The sequence below is a fragment of the Streptomyces sp. NPDC002130 genome, assembly GCF_040296465.1.
Lineage (GTDB): Bacteria > Actinomycetota > Actinomycetes > Streptomycetales > Streptomycetaceae > Streptomyces.
Genome location: NZ_JBEOXI010000087.1, coordinates 1 through 19,433, shown reverse-complemented (window position 1 = coordinate 19,433; position 19,433 = coordinate 1). Strand labels below are relative to the sequence as shown.

General features: G+C 69.4%; 16 protein-coding genes. 1 reads left to right on the top strand and 15 read right to left on the bottom strand.

Going from position 1 to position 19,433, the window contains the following annotated elements; genetic code table 11:
• Positions 1 to 26 precede the first annotated feature (26 nt).
• The 11 genes from ABT116_RS18425 to ABT116_RS18375 form a co-directional block, all read right to left on the bottom strand.
• Positions 27 to 1,532: a CYTH and CHAD domain-containing protein gene (locus ABT116_RS18425; RefSeq protein ID WP_351634402.1), complete on the bottom strand. Its 1,506-nt coding sequence runs from the start codon at positions 1,530 to 1,532 to the stop codon at positions 27 to 29.
• A 67-nt stretch (positions 1,533 to 1,599) separates the two neighbouring features.
• Positions 1,600 to 2,208, bottom strand: coding sequence for a hypothetical protein (locus ABT116_RS18420; RefSeq protein ID WP_351634399.1), 609 nt, complete (start codon positions 2,206 to 2,208; stop codon positions 1,600 to 1,602).
• A 21-nt stretch (positions 2,209 to 2,229) separates the two neighbouring features.
• Positions 2,230 to 3,432 (bottom strand): rod shape-determining protein RodA, encoded by a 1,203-nt coding sequence (rodA, locus tag ABT116_RS18415; RefSeq protein WP_351634396.1) that lies wholly within the window; start codon positions 3,430 to 3,432, stop codon positions 2,230 to 2,232.
• Positions 3,429 to 5,672, bottom strand: coding sequence for a penicillin-binding protein 2 (gene mrdA / locus ABT116_RS18410; protein WP_351634393.1), 2,244 nt, complete (start codon positions 5,670 to 5,672; stop codon positions 3,429 to 3,431). Before mrdA ends, rodA begins: the two co-directional genes overlap by 4 nt.
• 115 nt (positions 5,673 to 5,787) lie before the next feature.
• Positions 5,788 to 6,462, bottom strand: a complete 675-nt coding sequence (mreD, locus tag ABT116_RS18405; RefSeq protein ID WP_097216596.1) for a rod shape-determining protein MreD — start codon at positions 6,460 to 6,462, stop codon at positions 5,788 to 5,790.
• 13 nt (positions 6,463 to 6,475) lie between these two features.
• Positions 6,476 to 7,423, bottom strand: coding sequence for a rod shape-determining protein MreC (mreC, locus tag ABT116_RS18400; protein WP_351634390.1), 948 nt, complete (start codon positions 7,421 to 7,423; stop codon positions 6,476 to 6,478).
• A 145-nt stretch (positions 7,424 to 7,568) separates the two neighbouring features.
• Complete coding sequence (locus ABT116_RS18395) at positions 7,569 to 8,588, bottom strand: rod shape-determining protein (RefSeq protein WP_351634387.1); 1,020 nt, start codon at positions 8,586 to 8,588, stop codon at positions 7,569 to 7,571.
• 275 nt (positions 8,589 to 8,863) lie between these two features.
• Positions 8,864 to 9,277: a nucleoside-diphosphate kinase gene (ndk, locus tag ABT116_RS18390; protein WP_104780585.1), complete on the bottom strand. Its 414-nt coding sequence runs from the start codon at positions 9,275 to 9,277 to the stop codon at positions 8,864 to 8,866.
• A gap of 65 nt (positions 9,278 to 9,342) precedes the next feature.
• Entirely contained in the window at positions 9,343 to 9,699 is a 357-nt protein-coding gene (locus ABT116_RS18385) for a DUF4233 domain-containing protein (protein WP_351634384.1), read from the bottom strand.
• Between the two features lie 5 nt (positions 9,700 to 9,704).
• A complete protein-coding gene (folC, locus tag ABT116_RS18380) occupies positions 9,705 to 11,228 on the bottom strand; it encodes a bifunctional tetrahydrofolate synthase/dihydrofolate synthase (protein WP_351634381.1) in 1,524 nt (507 codons plus the stop codon).
• Between the two features lie 188 nt (positions 11,229 to 11,416).
• Positions 11,417 to 14,041: a valine--tRNA ligase gene (locus ABT116_RS18375; protein ID WP_351634378.1), complete on the bottom strand. Its 2,625-nt coding sequence runs from the start codon at positions 14,039 to 14,041 to the stop codon at positions 11,417 to 11,419.
• Positions 14,042 to 14,179: 138 nt separating this feature from the next.
• Between ABT116_RS18375 and ABT116_RS18370 the strand changes: the two genes are divergently transcribed.
• A complete protein-coding gene (locus ABT116_RS18370; protein WP_351634375.1) occupies positions 14,180 to 15,145 on the top strand; it encodes a hypothetical protein in 966 nt (321 codons plus the stop codon).
• Between the two features lie 65 nt (positions 15,146 to 15,210).
• Here ABT116_RS18370 and clpX read toward each other — a convergent pair whose 3' ends face one another.
• The 4 genes from clpX to tig all read right to left on the bottom strand — a co-directional run.
• Complete coding sequence (gene clpX, locus ABT116_RS18365; protein WP_010041898.1) at positions 15,211 to 16,497, bottom strand: ATP-dependent Clp protease ATP-binding subunit ClpX; 1,287 nt, start codon at positions 16,495 to 16,497, stop codon at positions 15,211 to 15,213.
• A 181-nt stretch (positions 16,498 to 16,678) separates the two neighbouring features.
• Positions 16,679 to 17,386, bottom strand: coding sequence for an ATP-dependent Clp protease proteolytic subunit (locus ABT116_RS18360; RefSeq protein WP_351634372.1), 708 nt, complete (start codon positions 17,384 to 17,386; stop codon positions 16,679 to 16,681).
• Between the two features lie 109 nt (positions 17,387 to 17,495).
• Positions 17,496 to 18,101, bottom strand: a complete 606-nt coding sequence (locus ABT116_RS18355) for an ATP-dependent Clp protease proteolytic subunit (protein ID WP_030818448.1) — start codon at positions 18,099 to 18,101, stop codon at positions 17,496 to 17,498.
• A 333-nt stretch (positions 18,102 to 18,434) separates the two neighbouring features.
• The coding region (tig, locus tag ABT116_RS18350; RefSeq protein ID WP_351634369.1) for a trigger factor at positions 18,435 to 19,433 on the bottom strand (999 nt) is incomplete at its 5' end.

Here is a 19,433-nt window from a genome sequence, read left to right as displayed (position 1 = left end):
GCGGGGTGCCTCCGTACGCCGGAGGATCAGAGGTCCGCCGCACGGTCCTTGATCCCGTCCCAGAACCCGGGCAGTTCTGCCTCCACGCGCAGTGCTCGCTGCGCCTCGCGCTCGTGGAGGAGGCCGTAGGTGAAGGCGCTCTCCCCCGCCGCGTGGGCGACCGCCGACAGTTCGCGCAGGGCCTGCCGGGCCATCACGCTGTCCTGGTGCTCGCCGAGCAGGTCCTGCAGCGCCTTCATGGACTTGACCATGGCCTTGGCCGGCTTGCCGAGGACGGGTTCGGCCGCCTCCGCCGCGTAGCGGGTGCGCTTGGCCTTCTTGCGGGCCTCGTGCAGCACGACGTCCCGGTCGGTGCCGGGCTCCAGGTCCGCCGCCCGCTCGATCAGCTTCGACACCTTGCGGAAGTCCTTCTGCACGGCCTTGGCGATCGGCTTGCGGGGTTTCTTGCCGGCCGCCTTCAGCAGGGGCGGGTCGGCGATCAGCGCGTCCAGGGTGTCGAGCAGGGTCAGGTAGCGGTGGGAGTCCAGGACACCGAGGAGGCGGCCGCGGGCGCTGCCGTGTTCAGCGCTGGACCAGGAGTGCAGGCGTTTTGCGACCGGGCCGCGGGCCAGGCCCTCGGGCACCTCGTCGACGGCCGACGTCAGCCGCTCGGTCAGCACCTCGCGGTCCCGGTCCAGGCCCAGCTCGCCGGCGAGCCACTTGAGCTCGTCGGCGACGGGGGCGGTGACGGCCCGGTCGAGGATCTCGCCGAACGACTTGAACGTACTGCGCAGCCGGCGGGTGGCCACCCGCATGCTGTGCACGGAGTCCTCGGCGTCCCGGCGGACGGCGGGGTCGAGCTCGACGATCGCGTCCCGCTGGGTGCGCACGTAGGCGAGCACATGGTCTGCGGCGGTCACCGGTTTCGGGGCGGGCGCTGACTTGCGTCGCTTCCCCGGTGCTGTCTCCGCCAGGGCGCGGGCGAGCTTCGACGACGAGGCCGACGGCCGTACGCCCGCCTTGCGCAGCCGCTTGTCGATCTTGTCGAGCAGGGCCGGGTCGCCCCCGTCGGCGAGCTCCACCTCGATCTCGGTCCACTGCGCTTCGCCGCCGCGCCCCGTGAGCCGCTCGGCGTGCACGGTGTCCACGCTCATCTCGGCGAGCAGCCGGCCGTCGGCGTCGAGCAGGTGCCGTACGTCGCGGTCGGAGCGCAGCCGGACCACCGGAAGCAGCTCGCTGTCGCGGACCCGGGAGCGGACCAGCGCGGCGAGGTCCTCGGGGAGGGTGTCGGTGAGCGGGGCGCGGATCTCGTCGCGGACGTCCGCGGCGATCGGGAACTTGAGGTGCCAGCCGGCGTCGGAACCGCCGGTGCGGCGGCGCAGGGTGACGGACGACGCGGCGAGGCGTTCGTCCGCGGTGTCGTGGTAGGTGGCGTCGAGGTGGGCGACGCCCTTGTCCGCGACGGCCGCGACCCCGGCGACGCCGGTCAGGTCGGGAAGCCCGCCCTCATCGGATTCGTACTTGCGCTCGATCTCGCGTTTCGTCTCCGCCATGCAACAAATCTAGTGGCTGGCCGGCCGGGACAGCAGTGGTGGGCGCCCTACGGGCGGGCGGTCACGTTCAGGTCGTCAGCAGGGCCCGCAGCTCCTCGCCGTCCGGGAACGGCGCGTCCTTCGCCGTCCGGGAGACGAGGTGCACATGGGCGTCCTCGAACTGGTGGTACGACAGCGGCTCGGGGCCCTGCCCGACGATCAGCACGTTGTGCTCCAGGCGCCAGCTGACGTGCCGGGTGTCGTACCGGGGCTGCCGGATGTCATGGTTCGGCAGCCCCAGCCGGTCGGTGAAGCGCTGCACGACGGCGGCGAATTGGGCGTCGAACTCCGGCCGCCAGGCGCCCTCCTCGCTGGTCCAGCCGGGCAGGGGGCCCCAGCAGTCCTCGTCGAGCAGGCCGCCGTCGACCGAGTAGAGGTAGGCGAAGGGAAGGTGGAGCGAGCCGTCGCCGTCACAGGTGACGAAGTGCCCCTGCGGGGTGACGTGGGTGGCGTCGGGGACGTCGGGTGTGTCCTCGTACGCCGGGCCGCGCACCGCCTGCGACCAGTCGGGCCAGCCGGCCTCCCGCATCCGCGCCGCGATGGCGTCGGCGTCGGTCAGATCCAGCTCCGCCAGCGCGAGGAGCCGGCTCACCAGTTCCTCGGTCACCGGGCACCGGGCCACGTACTCCCCGGACATTCCGCTACCCCTCCCGGGGCGCTAGGCCGACATCGGCCGCTGCACCCGGATCGACTGCAACAACCCCACCGCTATCCACACGGCGAACATCGACGATCCGCCGTACGACACGAACGGCAGCGGCAGGCCCGTGACGGGCATGATGCCGAGCGTCATGCCGACGTTCTCGAACGTCTGGAAGGCGAACCAGGCGACGATGCCCGCGGCCACGATCGTGCCGTACAGGTCCGAGGTCTCCCGGGCGATGCGGCAGGCCCGCCACAGGACGATGCCGAGCAGCAGGATGATCAGGCCGCCGCCGAGGAAGCCCAGCTCCTCCCCCGCCACGGTGAAGACGAAGTCCGTCTGCTGTTCGGGCACGAACTGGCCGGTGGTCTGCGAGCCGTGGAAGAGGCCGGAGCCGGTCAGGCCGCCCGAACCGATGGCGATGCGGGCCTGGTTGGTGTTGTAGCCGACACCGGCCGGGTCGAGCTCGGGGTTGGCGAAGGCGGCGAAGCGGGCGATCTGGTAGTCGTCGAGCACCCCGATCTGCCAGACGGTGACCGCGCCGAGGGTGCCCGCGCCGAGCAGGCCGAACACCCACCGGTTGGACGCCCCGGAGGCCAGCAGCACGCCGAGCACGATGATGACCATCACCATGACCGACCCGAGGTCGGGCATCAGCATCACGATCAGCATCGGCACGGTGGCCAGGCCGAGGGCCTGCACGACCGTGCGGTGGTCGGGGTACTGCTTGTCGCCGGCGTCGACGCGGGCCGCCAGCAGCATCGCCATGCCCAGGATGATCGTGACCTTCACGAACTCCGAGGGCTGCAGCGAGAAGCCGCCGGGCAGCTTGATCCAGGAGTGGGCGCCGTTGATCGTGGAGCCGAGCGGGGTCAGCACCAGCAGGATCAGCAGCACCGAGAAGCCGTACAGGACGGGCACGGCCGTGCGCAGGGCGCGGTGGCCGAGCCAGACCGTGCCGGCCATCAGGGCCAGACCGATGCCGGTGTTGAGCAGGTGCCGGACGAGGAAGAAGTACGGGTCGCCCTGGTTGAGCTCGGTGCGGTTGCGGGTCGCCGAGTAGACGAGGAGCGTGCCGAGCAGCGACAGGGCCAGCGCCGACAGCAGGATCGGCCAGTCGAGGCGCCGCGCCACCGAGTCGCGGGCCAGCAGCCGCGTCCAGCCGGAGCGCTCGGGCCCGTAACCGGAGACCTGGAAGCTGTTCACACCGCCGGTCATGCTGGCAACCTCCGGCTTCCCCGGCGGCGCCGCCGCCTTCGGGTGTCACGGTTCTCCGGCGTCGGCGGGGCCGCCGTCGCCGGCTGGAGCGGGTCGGGGGCGTTCGGGTCCTTCTTGTCGGCCTTCTGGTCCTTGGCCGGGTCCTTGGAGATCTTCGGGGAGGCGATGGTGCCGTCCGTCTTGACCTTCGGCAGGGTCTTCTGCGGCGTGGGCAGCAGCGCCTTCTTCGCGTTGATGTCGCCGTCCTCGGAGACGCCGTACAGCGCGTTGTAGATGTTGCGGACGGCGGGGCCCGAGGCGCCGGAGCCCGTACCACCCTGGGAGATCGTCATGACGATCGAGTAGTCCTTGGTGTACGTGGCGAACCAGGAGGTCGTCTGCTTGCCGTAGACCTCCGCCGTACCCGTCTTGGCGTGCATCGGGATCTTGTCCTGCGGCCAGCCGCCGAACCTCCAGGCGGCCGTACCGCGGGTGGCGACTCCCGCGAGGGCTTCGTCTATCTCGTCGCGCGTCTTCTGCGTCATCGGCAGCCTGCCGTGCGACTTGGGCTTGATCGGCGTGACGGTCTTGCCGTCGGCGCTGATGACGGCCTTGCCGACGGAGGGGTTGTAGAGGGTGCCGCCGTTGGAGATGGCCGAGTAGATGGTGGCCATCTGGATGGGCGTGACGAGCGTGTCGCCCTGGCCGATGGAGTAGTTGACGGAGTCACCGGCGCGCATGCGGTTGCCTTCGAGGCAGTTCTCGTAGGCGATCTTCTCGGCGTAGCTGCCGTTGCGCTTGCCCGTGCGGCACCAGGCGTCCTTGTTGGCCTTCCAGTAGCTCAGCTTCCACTGGCGGTCGGGGACGCGGCCGGTGACCTCGTTGGGCAGGTCGATGCCGGTTTCCTTGCCGAGGCCGAACTGGTGGGCCGTCTTGTAGAACCAGTCGTTGGCGTTCTTCTTCGGCTTGGTGCCGCCGTCGCGCTTCCACTCCTCGTGGGAGAGCCGGTAGAAGACCGTGTCGCAGGAGACCTCCAGGGCGCGGCCGAGGCTGATCGGGCCGTACCCCTTGGACTCGAAGTTCTTGAAGACCTGGCCGCCGATCGAGTACGAGCTGGAGCACTGGTAGGGGCCGTTGAAGGAGTAGCCCGCGTTGACCGCGGCGGCGGTCGGGACGACCTTGAAGATCGAGCCGGGCGCCGACTGGCCCTGAATGGCGCGGTTGAGCAGCGGGTAGTTGGAGCTCTTGCCGGTGAGCCGCGCGTAGTCCTTGGCGGAGATGCCGCCCACCCAGGCGTTCGGGTCGTAGGTGGGGTTGGAGGCCATGGCGACGACGCGGCCGGTCTTGGCCTCCATGACGACCACGGCGCCGGAGTCGGCCTTGTAGTTGGTGCCCGTGTTGCGGTCGTGCTGCTTGCGGGCCTCCTTCATGGCCTCGTTCAGCTGGTACTCGGCGATCCGCTGGACCCGGGAGTCGATGCTGGTGACGAGGTTGTCGCCGGGGTGGGCCGGGTCCGCCTCGGCCTCGCCGATGACCCGGCCGAGGTTGTCGACCTCGTAGCGGGTGACGCCGGCCTTGCCGCGCAGCGCCTTGTCGTACTGGCGCTCCAGCCCCGAGCGGCCGACCTGGTCGGAGCGCAGATACGGCGAGTTGGTGTTCTGCGCCTTCTTGATCTCCTCGTCGGTGACCGGCGAGAGGTAGCCGAGGACCTGGGCCGTGTTGGCCTTGCCCGGGCTCGGGTAGCGGCGCACGGCCTGCGGTTCGGCGGTGATGCCGGGGAAGTCCTCGGCGCGCTCACGGATCTGCAGGGCCTGCTTGGCGGTGGCCTCGTCGGTGATGGGGATGGGCTGGTAGGGCGAGCCGTTCCAGCAGGGCTGCGGCGTCTTGGCGTCGCACAGCCGGACCTTCATCTGGACGTCCTTCGGCGTCATGCCCAGGACCCCGGCGAGCTTGGTGAGGACTTCCTTCCCGTCGTCCTTCATCTTCAGCAGGTCGGTGCGGGAGGCGGAGACCACCAGCCGCGTCTCGTTGTCCGCGATGGCCACGCCGCGCGCGTCCAGGATCGAGCCGCGGACGGCCGGCTGGACGACCTGCTGGACGTGGTTGCCCGACGCCTCCTTGGCGTAGGCGGCGCCCTCACGGATCTGGAGGTACCACAGGCGTCCGCCGAGGGTCAGCAGGAGGGAGAGGACGAGGACCTGGATGACGACGAGCCGGATCTGGACCCGTGAGTTCCTGCCGGTCTCGGGAATGTTGGTCACTGCGGCTGCCTCCCCCTCTCGGTGCGCGTACGAATGTGCGGGTACGAGTGATGAACGCCCGCCCACGAACCGGCGTTCCTACTGGACCGACCCGTTCGGGTGAACTTCGCTGCGTTCACAGCCGCTTGACCCCCTTGATGCGCCCGGCGCGCGCCATCCGTGCCCGGGCGGCCTTCACGCGCAGCCCGTTGCGCTGGCTGCCGATCTTCAGGCCGGTGCCGCCGGAGAGCCAGCCGGAGGAGATGTCCGTGGCCTTGGCGGCGGCCGAGGTGGACTCGGCGAGCGGATCGTTGTCGGCGCGCCGGGCCAGGGCCATGATCCCCGGCACGACGAACGGGGCGAGCAGCAGGTCGTACAGGGCGGCGGTGAACAGCAGGCTGCCGAGGCCCACGTGGCGGGCCGCGGTGTCGCCGACGAGGGCACCGACCCCGGCGTAGAGCAGGGTGGAGCCGACCGCGGCGGCCACCACCACGACCATGGGGCCGGTTGCGGACTTCAGCCGGCCCGTCTCGGGTTTCACCAGGCCCGCGAGGTAGCCGATGACGCACAGCACGAGGGCGTAACGCCCGGCGGCGTGGTCGGCGGGCGGGGCGAGGTCGGCGAGCAGACCCGCGCCGAAGCCGACGAGGGCGCCGCCCACATGGCCGTACACCAGCGCGAGGCCGAGCACGGTGAGCAGCAGCAGGTCGGGTACGGCGCCCGGCAGATGGAGGCGGGCGAGGACGCTCACCTGGATCACCAGGGCGACGACGACCAGGGCGGAGGAGAGCAGGATCCGGTTGACGCGCATGGGGTGACAGCTCCTACTGCTCTTGCTGGTTCTGGCCGTCCACGGGCGCCTCGGGGGACGGCGTCACGGTCACCGTCACCGTCGGCCTGGGGGTCGGCTTGGGCTTGGGCGGGAGCACCGTGTCACGCGGGTCCTTCTTCGGGGCCTCGACGACGACACCGACGATGTCGAGCTTGGTGAAACCGGCGTACGGCGTGACGTACAGCGTGCGGGTCAGGCCACCGCCGGAGGGGTCCACGCGGGACACCACGCCGACGGGCACGCCGGGCACGAACGGCCGGTCGGCCTGCGAGCCGAAGGTGACCAGGCGGTCGCCCTTCTTCACCTCGGCCTTGCCGTTGAGGAGTTCGACGCGCAGCGGGCGGTCGCCCTGCCCGGAGGCGAAGCCGAGCTCGTCGCCGGACTCCATGCGGGTGCCGACGGTGAAGTCGGGGTCGCTGGCCAGCAGGACCGTCGCGGTGTTGGGCCCGACGGTGGTGACGCGGCCGACGAGCCCGTCCCCGTTCAGGACGGTCATGTCGCGCTTGATGCCGTCGTTGGCGCCGACGTCGATGGTGATGGTCCAGGAGAAGCCCTGCGCGGCTCCGATGGCGATGACCTCGGCGCCCTTGATGCCGTACTGGCCCTGGCCTGCGATCTTCAGCATCTTGTCGAGCTGCTTGAGGCGGCTGCGGCTGCGGTCGTCGCTGCCGAGCCGGGCCTTCAGGGCCGCGTTCTCCTCTTCCAGCGCGGCGAGCCGGTCATGCCGGTCCCCCGAGTCGCGTATGGCGGAGACCGCGTTGCCGACCGGGTCGACCGCGGCCGAGACGCCGCTCTCGATCGGGCCGAAGACCGTCGCCGCACCCTGCCGGGCACCGTCGACGGGCGAGTCCTCCCCACCGCGGATGTCCACCGTGATCAACGCGAACGCGACGGCGATCAGCAGCACCAGGAGCAGCCGGCTCTCTCGTGTGTCCCTCACGTGCGGCGGCCGTGCCCTTCCTCATCGGAATTCGGGAAGCCCCAGGGAAACCCGAGGGGCTGCTTTTGTGGGAGCTTATGCATCTGTATCAACGATCCGCCGCACGAGAGGAGATCGTCCCGTACGGCGGAATCGAAGAGTTATGTCATCTGCGCGGCTGGGCGTCCAGCACCTGCTGGAGCGCCTCGAACTCCTCGACGCACTTTCCGGATCCGAGAGCCACACTGTCGAGCGGGTCCTCGGCGATGTGGATCGGCATGCCGGTCTCCCGGCGCAGCCGCTCGTCGAGACCCCGCAGCAGCGCCCCGCCACCGGTCAGAACGATTCCTCGGTCCATGATGTCGCCGGACAGCTCCGGCGGACACTTGTCGAGGGTCGTCTTGACGGCGTCGACGATCGCGTTGACCGGCTCCTCGATCGCCTTGCGGACTTCGGCCGCCGAGATGTCCACGGTCTTCGGCAGTCCGGACACGAGGTCCCGGCCGCGGATTTCAGTGTGCTCGTCGGAATCGAGGTCGTACGCCGAACCGATCGTGATCTTGATCTGCTCGGCCGTGCGCTCACCCAGCAGGAGGGAGTACTCCTTCTTGATGTGCTGGATGATCGCGTTGTCCAGCTCGTCGCCCGCGACACGGATGGACTGGGCGGTGACGATGCCGCCGAGGGAGATGACCGCGACCTCCGTGGTGCCGCCGCCGATGTCGACCACCATGTTGCCCGTGGCCTCGTGGACCGGCAGGCCGGAGCCGATGGCCGCGGCCATGGGCTCCTCGATGATGTGCACCTGACGGGCGCCGGCCTGGGACGACGCCTCGATGACGGCGCGGCGCTCGACGCCCGTGATGCCCGAGGGCACACAGACGACGACCCGCGGACGAGCCAGATACCGCCGCTTGTGGATCTTCAGGATGAAGTAGCGGAGCATCCGCTCGGTGATCTCGAAGTCGGCGATCACGCCGTCCTTCAGTGGACGTACGGCAACGATGTTGCCGGGCGTGCGCCCGATCATCTTCTTCGCTTCGGCACCGACCGCGAGGATGCCACCGGTGTTGGTGTTGATCGCGACGACGGACGGCTCGTTGAGTACGATCCCGCGACCCCTGACGTACACCAGCGTGTTGGCGGTCCCGAGGTCGACAGCCATGTCACGGCCGATGAACGACATTGAGTTCCCCATCAGGATTCGTCTGGCCTTCCCACTAGCTTTTGAGGGCTTTTCAGGTAGGCAAAGGTGGGTGCTGTGACGTGAAGGCTTCCATCGTAGACGCGCCTTCGCGAACACTGCGGGAGGGTCTCCGCCATTGTCAGCAGATGCCGGCCGCATTCGCTTCTGGAGACGGGCGTTCGGGCCCCATCGTTCCCTCGATCGCCACGCATATGCCGCAAAGTCCGGGGGCGCGCCCCCCAGACTCTGCCGTATGTGCTGGTGAGGTGCGGACGCTACGCCCGGCCGGGGAAGAAAATCTTCACTTCGCGCTCGGCGGACTCCTCGGAGTCGGAGGCGTGGATCAGGTTCTCCCGGACGATGACGCCGTAGTCGCCGCGGATGGAGCCGGGGGCGGCGGCGATCGGGTCGGTGGGGCCGGCGAGCGCGCGCAGCCCCTCGATGACCCGCTCACCCTCGACGATCAGCGCCACGACCGGACCGGACGCCATGAACTCCACCAGCGGCTCGTAGAAGGGCTTGCCCTTGTGCTCGCCGTAGTGCTGCTCCAGCGTGTCCTGGTCCAGGGTGCGCAGCTCCAGCGCGGTGATCTGCCAGCCCGCCTTGCGCTCGATGCGGCTGATGATCTCGCCGGTCAGGCCACGACGGACGGCGTCGGGCTTGAGGAGGACGAGGGTGCGCTGGCTCACGACGGGCTCCTTAGAGGTGAAGGTCTTGCGGTGGGACGAGGTTACCCGGCGTGTCGGGGCGCCTGTTACGCAGCGTCAGGTGTGGACGAGCTCGCCCGGTCCGCGAATCTCGCCTTCGCCTCGTCGACCTTCCGCCCGTAGTGGACGGACGCCCACCACAGGGCCGCGAAGATCGCGCCCAGGAAGTACATGGTCGGCACGATGAACCCCGACGCGATGAGCGCGATCTGCAGCGCCCAGCCGAGGGCGACCCCGCCCGGGCGCGTCACCAGACCGCACAGCACCAGGCACAGGAACATCGCGATGCCGCTGACCGTCCACACGGTCGTCATGGACAGGTCCGGGTCCTTCATGGCGACCAGACCGGCGAACCCGATGACGAAGAACTCGCCGATCAGCGTCGAAGAACAGAGCGTGCGCACAGGACTCAGCCTCTCCCCAGGAGCAGTCGGGCCTCGCCGACGGTGATGACGGAACCGGTGACGAGCACACCACCGCCCGCGAACTCGCCTTCCTCCTCGGCCAGTGTGATGGCGGCCTCCAGCGCGTCCGGCAGCCGCGGCTCGACCTGGACGCGCTCCTCGCCGAACACCTCCACGGCGATACCGGCGAGCTCGTCGGCGTCCATCGCGCGGTGGCTCGAGTTCTGCGTGACCACGACCTCGGCGAACACCGGCTCGAAGGCCTCCAGCAGCCCCCGCACGTTCTTGTCGCCGCTCGCGCCGACCACCCCGATGAGACGGCTGAACTGGAACGCCTCCCCGATCGCCTCGGCCGCCGCCCGGGCACCCGCCGGGTTGTGTGCGGCGTCCAGCACCACCGTCGGCGAACGGCGCACCACCTCCAGCCGGCCCGGCGACGCCACGGCGGCGAAAGCCTTGCGGACGGTGTCCAGGTCCAGCGCGTCGGCGCGCTGCGCACCGACGCCGAAGAACGCTTCGACGGCGGCGAGCGCTACGGCCGCGTTGTGCGCCTGGTGCGCGCCGTGCAGCGGCAGGTACACCTCGGGGTACTCGCCGCCGAGCCCGCGCAGTGTCACCAGCTGCCCGCCGACGGCCACCTGCCGCTCCACGACGCCGAACTCCAGCCCCTCCCGGGCCACGGTCGCGTCCACCTCGACGGCCTTCTTCAGCAGCACCTGCGCCGCGTCGACCGGCTGCTGCGCCATGATGACCGTCGCACCCTGCTTGATGATGCCGGCCTTCTCCGTGGCGATCTCGGCGTGCGTGGTGCCGAGCCGGTCGGTGTGGTCGAGGTCTATGGGCGTGACGACGGCGACGTCCCCGTCGATCACGTTCGTGGCGTCCCAGGAGCCGCCCATGCCGACCTCGACGACGGCCACGTCCACGGGGGCGTCGGCGAACGCCGCGTACGCCATGCCGGTGAGCACCTCGAAGAACGACAGCCGGTATTCCTGGGAGGCGTCGACCATCTCCACGTACGGCTTGATGTCCTGGTACGTCTCGATGAACCGCTCGGGCGCGATGGGGGCGCCGTCGAGGCTGATGCGTTCGGTGATCGACTGCACGTGGGGCGAGGTATAGCGGCCGGTGCGCAGCTCGAAGGCGCCGAGCAGGGCCTCGATCATGCGGGCCGTGGAGGTCTTGCCGTTCGTCCCCGTGATGTGGATCGACGGGTACGACCGCTGCGGCTCCCCCAGGACGTCCATCAGCGCGGCGATACGGCTGACGGAGGGCTCCAGCTTGGTCTCGCCCCACCGGGTCGCGAGCTCGGTCTCGACCTCGCGCAGGGCCTTGTCGACCTCGGGGTCGGCGGGGCGCGTCGGGATGTCGGCGTCGGGCGGGCCGCCCTGGGTGCGCAGGGTTCGGCTGCCGGCTTCGATGACCGCGAGGTCGGGGTCGCGGGTGGTTTCCTCCGCGATGATCTCGTCGAAGCTGTCGAGGGGGTCGGGCTGGTCGTCGGCGTTGTGGTCTGGAGGGAGCTCGCTCACGGGGCCAGTCTACGGACGGGCGGTGACATCGGTCGGGGGTGGTTTCTGTCGTCGTGTGTCTGCGGGTCGTATGTGCCTTGTCGCGCAGTTCCCCGCGCCCCCAAAAAAAGCGGGTACGTGTCCCTGAGCCACGTCTGAGGCCCCCGGGCCTGACTCGGCTCCGGGGGCCTCACACTCAGCACGTGCCCTTACCCCTGCGGCAGGCGCTCCAGCTGGGACTGGATGCGGGTGATGTCCTCCTCCGCCTTGGCGAGGCGGGTGCGGATCTTGTCGACGACGTGGTCGGGGGCCTTCGCCAGGAACGCCTCGTTGCCGAGCTTGGCGTTCGCCTGGGCCTTCTCCTTCTCGGCCGCCGCGAGGTCCTTGGCCAGGCGCTTGCGCTCCGCCGCCACGTCGATCGTGCCCGACAGGTCGAGCGCGACCTCGGCGCCGGCGACCGGGAGGGTGGCCGTGGCCGTGAAGGCGTCGCCCTCCGGCTGGAGGCGGAGCAGCTGGCGGATGGCCGCCTCGTGGGGCGCGAACCTCGTGCCGTCCAGGGTCAACCGGGCCGGGACACGCTGGCCGGGCTGGAGGCCCTGGTCGGCGCGGAAGCGGCGGACCTCGGTGATGACCGACTGGAGGGACTCGATCTCGCGCTCGGCGTCGGCGTCCCGGAAGCCGCTGTCCGTCGGCCAGTCGGCGATGACGACCGACTCGCCACCGGTGAGCGTGGTCCAGAGGGTCTCGGTGACGAACGGAACCACCGGGTGCAGCAGCTTCAGCGTGACGTCGAGGACCTCGCCGAGGACACGCTTGGAGACCTCGGCCGCCTCGCCGCCCGCCTGGAACGTCGTCTTGGACAGCTCGACGTACCAGTCGAAGACCTCGTCCCACGCGAAGTGGAACAGGGCGTCGGAGAGCTTGGCGAACTGGTAGTCCTCGTAGAACGCGTCGACCTCGGCGACCACCGAGTTGAGGCGGGAGAGGATCCAGCGGTCGGTCGCCGACATCTTCGAGACGTCCGGCAGCGGACCCTCGATCGTCGCGCCGTTCATCATCGCGAAGCGCGTCGCGTTCCAGATCTTGTTGGCGAAGTTCCGGGAGCCCTGGACCCAGTCCTCGCCGATCGGGACGTCGACGCCCGGGTTGGCGCCACGGGCGAGGGTGAAGCGGAGGGCGTCGCTGCCGTACTTGTCCATCCAGTCCAGCGGGTTGACCGCGTTGCCGAAGGACTTCGACATCTTCTTGCCGAACTGGTCGCGGACCATGCCGTGCAGGGCGATGGTGTGGAACGGCGGGGTGCCGTCCATCGCGTACAGGCCGAACATCATCATCCGGGCGACCCAGAAGAAGAGGATGTCGTAGCCGGTGACCAGGACGGAGTTCGGGTAGAACTTCGCGAGCGACTCGGTCTGTTCGGGCCAGCCGAGCGTGGAGAACGGCCACAGGCCGGAGGAGAACCAGGTGTCGAGGACGTCGGTGTCCTGACGCCAGCCCTCGCCGCTCGGCGGCTCCTCGTCGGGGCCGACGCAGACGACCTCGCCGTTCGGGCCGTACCAAACCGGGATGCGGTGGCCCCACCACAACTGCCGCGAGATGCACCAGTCGTGGAGGTTGTCGACCCAGTCGAAGTAGCGCTTCTCCATCTCCTGCGGATGGATCTTGACCTTGCCGTCGCGGACCGCGTCACCGGCGGCCTTCGCGAGCGGACCGACCTTGACCCACCACTGCATGGACAGCCGCGGCTCGATGGTGGTCTTGCAGCGCGAGCAGTGGCCGACGGAGTGGACGTACGGCCGCTTCTCCGCGACGATCCGGCCCTCCGCGCGCAGCGCGGCGACGATCGCCGAGCGGGCCTCCAGGCGGTCCAGGCCCTGGAACGGGCCGTGGGCGGTGATGACCGCGTGCTCGTCCATGATCGTCAGGGCCGGGAGGCCGTGGCGCTGACCGATCTCGAAGTCGTTGGGGTCGTGCGCCGGGGTCACCTTGACGGCGCCCGTGCCGAACTCGGGGTCGACGTGCTCGTCCGCGACGACCGGGATGGAGCGGTCGGTCAGCGGCAGCTTGACCAGCTTGCCGACCAGGTGCTTGTAGCGCTCGTCCTCCGGGTGAACGGCGACGGCCGTGTCACCGAGCATCGTCTCGGCGCGGGTGGTGGCGACGACGATGGTGTCGTCCCCGTCGCCGTACTTCATGGAGACGAGCTCGCCGTCGTCGTCCTGGTACTCGACCTCGATGTCCGAGATGGCCGTCAGACAGCGGGGGCACCAGTTGATGATGCGCTCGGCGCGGTAGATCAGCTCGTCGTCGTAGAGACGCTTGAAGATGGTCTGGACGGCCTGGGACAGGCCCTCGTCCATCGTGAAGCGCTCGCGCGACCAGGCGACGCCGTCGCCCAACCGCCGCATCTGGCCGCTGATCTGGCCGCCGGACTCGCCCTTCCACTGCCAGACCCGCTCGACGAACGTCTCACGGCCCAGGTCGTGGCGGGACTTGCCCTCCTTGGCGAGCTCCCGCTCGACGACGTTCTGCGTGGCGATGCCGGCGTGGTCCATGCCCGGCTGCCACAGCGTCTCGTAGCCCTGCATGCGCTTGCGGCGGGTCAGGGCGTCGATGAGCGTGTGCTCGAAGGCGTGCCCCAGGTGGAGCGAGCCCGTGACGTTCGGCGGCGGGATGACGATGGTGTACGGCGGCTTATCGCTCTTCTCGTCCGCCTCGAAGTAACCCCGCTCCACCCAGCGCTCGTACAGCGGCCCCTCTACGTCGGCCGGCGCGTACTGGGTCGGCAGGTCGGTGCTGGGCGCTGGTGGCTGCTGCTGAGCGTTCTCGGTCACGGGGGTCAGTTTAGAGGTGTCACCGGCCCGTCCCGAAACGCGTTTCCTTTGTAACGGTGGCGGCCCCGATGCCATGCACACGGCGGGTCTGCGCCAGGATGTCCGGAACACATAAGCATCTGGAGGGGAACCCAGAACATGAGCTACAACCAGCCGGGCCCGTACGGCGGGCAGCCCCAGCAGCCCGGTCCGTACGGCCAGCCCGGCCCGTACGGCCAGCCGCCGCAGGCGCCCCAGCCCGGCTACGGCTACCCCCAGCAGGCCCCTCCGCCCCAGCCCGGCTACGGCTATCCCCAGCAGCCCCCGCAGGGCGTCCCGCCCCAGCAGGCCCCGTACGGCCAGCAGCCCCCGTACGGCCAGCAGCCGCAGCCGCCCTACGGCCAGGCCCCCTACGGCGCGCCCCAGCCCCCGGCGCCGGGCGGCGGCAAGAAGAAGACCGGCCTGATCATCGGCGCGGTCGCGGTCGTGGCGGCCATCGGCGTGGGTGCGTACCTCGTGATCGGCGGGGGTGGTGGCGCGGGCGCCCTGGAGGACGACGGGCCGCACAAGCTGGCTACGCCGGCGACCGTGCTCAGCGAGTACAAGCGCACCACGGACGACGGAGCGACCGCCGGCACGGAAACGACGGCGGAGCTGGAGAAGAGCGGCGTCAAGAACGCCAAGTCCGCGACCGGCCTCTACTCCACGGTGGACCTGAGCGACTACGACCCGAACGATCCGGCGTCCGCGGGGAAGATGGCAACGGCCAAGACTCTCTCGGTGGCCGGCGCCTACGGTGAGATCTCCGACCCGGAGGCGACGCTGGACCTGTTCTTCGCCAACTTCAAGAAGTCGGCCGACAAGGAGTCCGCCACCGGATCCGGCAAGCCCGAGCTGGTCGGCGAGCCCGAGGCCGCGGACCTGGACGGCGCGGTCATGAAGTGCCAGTCGGTCAAGGGGCAGGACCGGCTGACCAAGAAGGAGAAGACCAACTGGTTCTGCGCGTGGGCCGACTACAGCACCATCGCCATCGTGTCGCCGGGTGACGCGGCACAGGGCGTCACCAAGGACGTGGCGATCGACCTCACCACCAAGGTCCGCCCAGAGGTCCGCGTCAAGGCCTGACGACGCCGAAGCCACAAAGGGAAGGGCCCCGGTCATCGACCGGGGCCCTTCCCTTCACGTCTGTGTCACGCCGTCTTCTGCTCCCCCGGCCCCCGCCCCCGCGCATCCCGCGGGATCAGCGTCGGGTTGACGTTCGACTGGACGACGTCCGCCGTGATGACGACCCGGGCCACGTCCTTGCGGGACGGGACCTCGTACATCACGCCCTGGAGGACTTCCTCCATGATGGCGCGCAGCCCGCGCGCGCCGGTCTGGCGGAGGATGGCCTGGTCGGCGATCGCCTCGAGGGCCTCGCGCTCGAAGTCCAGCTCCACGCCGTCGAGTTCGAAGAGGCGCTGGTACTGCTTGACGAGCGCGTTGCGCGGCTCGACCAGGATCTGGAGCAGGGCCTCGCGGTCGAGGTTGTGGACCGAGGTGATGACCGGCAGGCGGCCGATGAACTCGGGGATCATGCCGAACTTGACCAGGTCCTCCGGCATGACCTCCTGGAACTGGTCCTTGGACTCCATCTCGCGCTTGGAGCGGATCTGCGCGCCGAAGCCGATGCCCTTGGCGCCGGCGCGGGACTCGATGATCTTCTCAAGACCGGCGAAGGCGCCGCCCACGATGAACAGCACGTTCGTCGTGTCGATCTGGATGAACTCCTGGTGGGGGTGCTTGCGGCCGCCCTGCGGCGGGACCGAGGCCGTGGTGCCCTCCAGGATCTTCAGCAGGGCCTGCTGAACACCCTCGCCCGAGACGTCGCGCGTGATGGAGGGGTTTTCACTCTTCCTCGCGACCTTGTCGATCTCGTCGATGTAGATGATCCCGGTCTCGGCCTTCTTGACGTCGTAGTCGGCCGCCTGGATCAGCTTGAGCAGGATGTTCTCGACGTCCTCGCCGACGTAACCGGCCTCCGTGAGGGCCGTGGCGTCGGCGATCGCGAAGGGGACGTTCAGCATGCGCGCGAGGGTCTGGGCGAGGAGGGTCTTGCCGGAGCCCGTGGGGCCGAGGAGGAGGATGTTGGACTTCGCCAACTCGATGGCGTCGTCACGGCCGTTCGCCCCGCCGTTCTCGCCGGCCTGGACGCGCTTGTAGTGGTTGTAGACCGCTACGGAGAGGGCCTTCTTGGCGGCCTCCTGGCCGACCACGTAGCCCTCGAGGAACTCGTAGATCTCGCGGGGCTTCGGGAGTTCCTCCCAGCGGACCTCACTGGTCTCCGCGAGCTCTTCCTCGATGATCTCGTTGCAGAGATCGATGCACTCGTCGCAGATGTACACACCGGGCCCTGCGATGAGCTTCTTGACCTGCTTCTGGCTCTTGCCACAGAACGAGCACTTGAGCAGATCGCCGCCGTCACCGATGCGTGCCACGGTGTGCTTCCCCTTCGCCTGGGAGACTCCTGGACGTCGACGTCCAGCGGACTCCTGGTGCTGCCTTATGTCCGACGGTACCTTGCCGGGCCCCCCGTTCGGGCCCCCCTTGGCGCGGTTCGCTTTGACGTGAACCGAGCCAAACCGTGCCAAGGGGCGGCAGACGTTACAGCCTCTCGCCTCAACGCAGGCTCGAGTTGTCCATCTTCCGGGTGGTGATGATCTGGTCGATCAGGCCGTAGCTCAGCGCGTCCTCGGCCGTGAGGATCTTGTCGCGCTCGATGTCCTCGCGGATCTTCTCGACCGGCGTGGTGGAGTGCTTGGCCAGCATCTCCTCCAGCTGCGAGCGCATCCGGAGGATCTCGTTCGCGGCGATCTCCAGGTCGGAGACCTGACCGCGGCCGGTCTCGCTGTACGGCTGGTGGATCAGCACGCGCGCGTTCGGCAGGGCCATGCGCTTGCCCGGCGTACCGGCGGCCAGCAGGACGGCGGCGGCGGAGGCGGCCTGGCCCATGCAGACCGTCTGGATGTCCGGCTTCACGTACTGCATCGTGTCGTAGATCGCCGTGAGCGCCGTGAAGGAGCCGCCGGGGCTGTTGATGTAGACCGAGATGTCACGGTCGGGGTCCATCGACTCAAGGCACAGCAGCTGCGCCATGACGTCGTTGGCGGAGGCGTCGTCGATCTGGACGCCGAGGAAGATCACGCGCTCCTCGAAGAGCTTCGCGTACGGGTCGTACTCGCGGATGCCCTGGGAGGTGCGCTCGACGAAGCGGGGGATGACGTAGCGGGACTCGGCCTGCGGGCCGGTGTAGCGGCCCTGCGAGGCGTTCATGTCCTGCACGGCGTGCATACGGTCGTAGATCCCACTGCCGGGGAACTGGTTCACGGTGTCTCCTGAAAAGGGCTGAGGCGGTCGGCTGGGGCTGTCTGGGGTCGCTGGGGCCCGGGAGGGCTCCGTGGGCCTCACGGGGCGCCACAGGCCCCGTGGGGACCGCTCAGGCCCCGGTGCCGCCGCCGCCCGGCATACCGGCGGCCGTGGGAATCACGTCGTCGATGAGGCCGTACTCCTTGGCCTCGAAGGCGTCGAACCAGCGGTCGCGGTCCGAGTCGCGGGTGATCTGCTCGACCGACTGCCCCGTGTGCTGGGACGTGAGCTCGGCCATGCGCTTCTTGGTGTGCAGCAGCCGCTCGGCGTGGATCTTGATGTCCGAGGCCGAGCCGGCGAGGCCGGCGGAGGGCTGGTGGATCAGGATCTCGGCGTTCGGCAGCGCGAAGCGCTTGCCGGGGGTGCCGGCGCTGAGCAGGAACTGACCCATCGAGGCCGCGAGGCCCATGGCGATGGTGACCACGTCGTTCTTGATGAACTGCATGGTGTCGTAGATCGCCATGCCGGCCGTGATGGAACCGCCGGGGCTGTTGATGTACAGGTAGATGTCCTTGTCCGGGTCGGCGGCAAGGAGCAGCAGCTGCGCGGTGATCTTGTTCGCGATGTCGTCGTCGACCGGCTGGCCGAGGAAGATGATCCGCTCGTTGAGCAGCCGGTTGTAGACCTGGTCGCCGAGGCCGCCACCGATAGAGGGCTCGCCGGCGGCTGAGGGCATCAGATTCGTCACGTATCCACCTGCTCGTCTTTACGACGGCGCCGGGCCGTCTCACGTTTCCCTAGGGGCTAGGAGCCGTTCGGGGACTCCACTGCCCTCGTATTCATGGACCCTAACGCGCGGGTCCCTTCGGGGAATCCCGGAGATGGGAGTGTTCGCCGGGGGCGTAGCGCCGCGCGGCTTCGGCGGGGTGGTTCCGTCCATCGGCGGCTGCGGGCGCGTCGTGGTCGCTCGCGCAGTTCCCCGGGCCCCTGAGTGCGCTGCACCCCTGGAGTGCAAGAAGGCCCTGGGGCGCGCCCCAGGGCCTTCTCACGGACTCACGGCAACCGGGGCTCAGCCCTCGGTCTTCTCCTCGGCGGACTCGGCCGGGGTCTCCTCGGCGGAGGCCTCGGCGGACTCGGTCTCGTCCTCTTCGTCGTCGAGGTCGATGATCTCGCCGTTGGTGTCCTTGACCGTGGCCTTCTCGACCACGACGGCCAGGGCCTTGCCGCGGGCGACCTCGCCGACCAGGAGCGGAACCTGGCCGCCCTCGACGACCGCCTGGGCGAACTGGTCGGGGGACATGCCGGAGGAGGCCGCACGGCGCATGAGGTGCTCGGTGAGCTCCTCCTGGTTGACGTTCAGCTTCTCCTGCTTGACGAGCTCGTCGAGCACGAACTGGGTCTTGATGCCCTTGACCGCGGCCTCACGGGTCTCGGTCTCGAACTCCTCCTCGCTCTTGCCCTGGATCTCCAGGTACTTCGCGAGGTCGAGGCCCATCTGGCCGAGCTGGTGGTGCTCGAGGTTGTGCTTGCGCGTGTTGACCTCGTCCTCGAGCAGCTTCTCGGGGACGGGGACCTCGACCAGCTCGAGCAGCTTCTCCAGGACACGCTCCTGGGCCTGCGTGGCCTGGTCGTACTGCTTCATGTTCTCGAGGCGCTTGCGGCTGTCCGCGCGCAGCTCCTCGATGGTGTCGAACTCGGAGGCGAGCTGCGCGAACTCGTCGTCCAGCTCGGGCAGTTCACGCTTGGCGACCTGGGTGACCTTGACGGTGACCTCGGCCTCCTTGCCGGCGGCCGAGCCGCCCTTCAGCTCGGAGGTGAAGGTGGCCTCGCCACCGGCCTCCAGGCCCTTCACGGCGTCGTCGATGCCGTCCAGCAGCTCGCCGGAGCCGATGGTGTAGGAGACGCCGTCGGCGACGCCGTCCTCCAGGACCTCGCCGTCGACCTTGGCCTGCAGGTCGATCGTCACGACGTCGCCGTCCTCGGCGGCACGCTCGACCGGGGCGGTGGAGGCGAAGCGCCACCCGCGCACCGCCCGTAGCTGTCGGCCGAGAGTCCGAGCTCTCCCGTG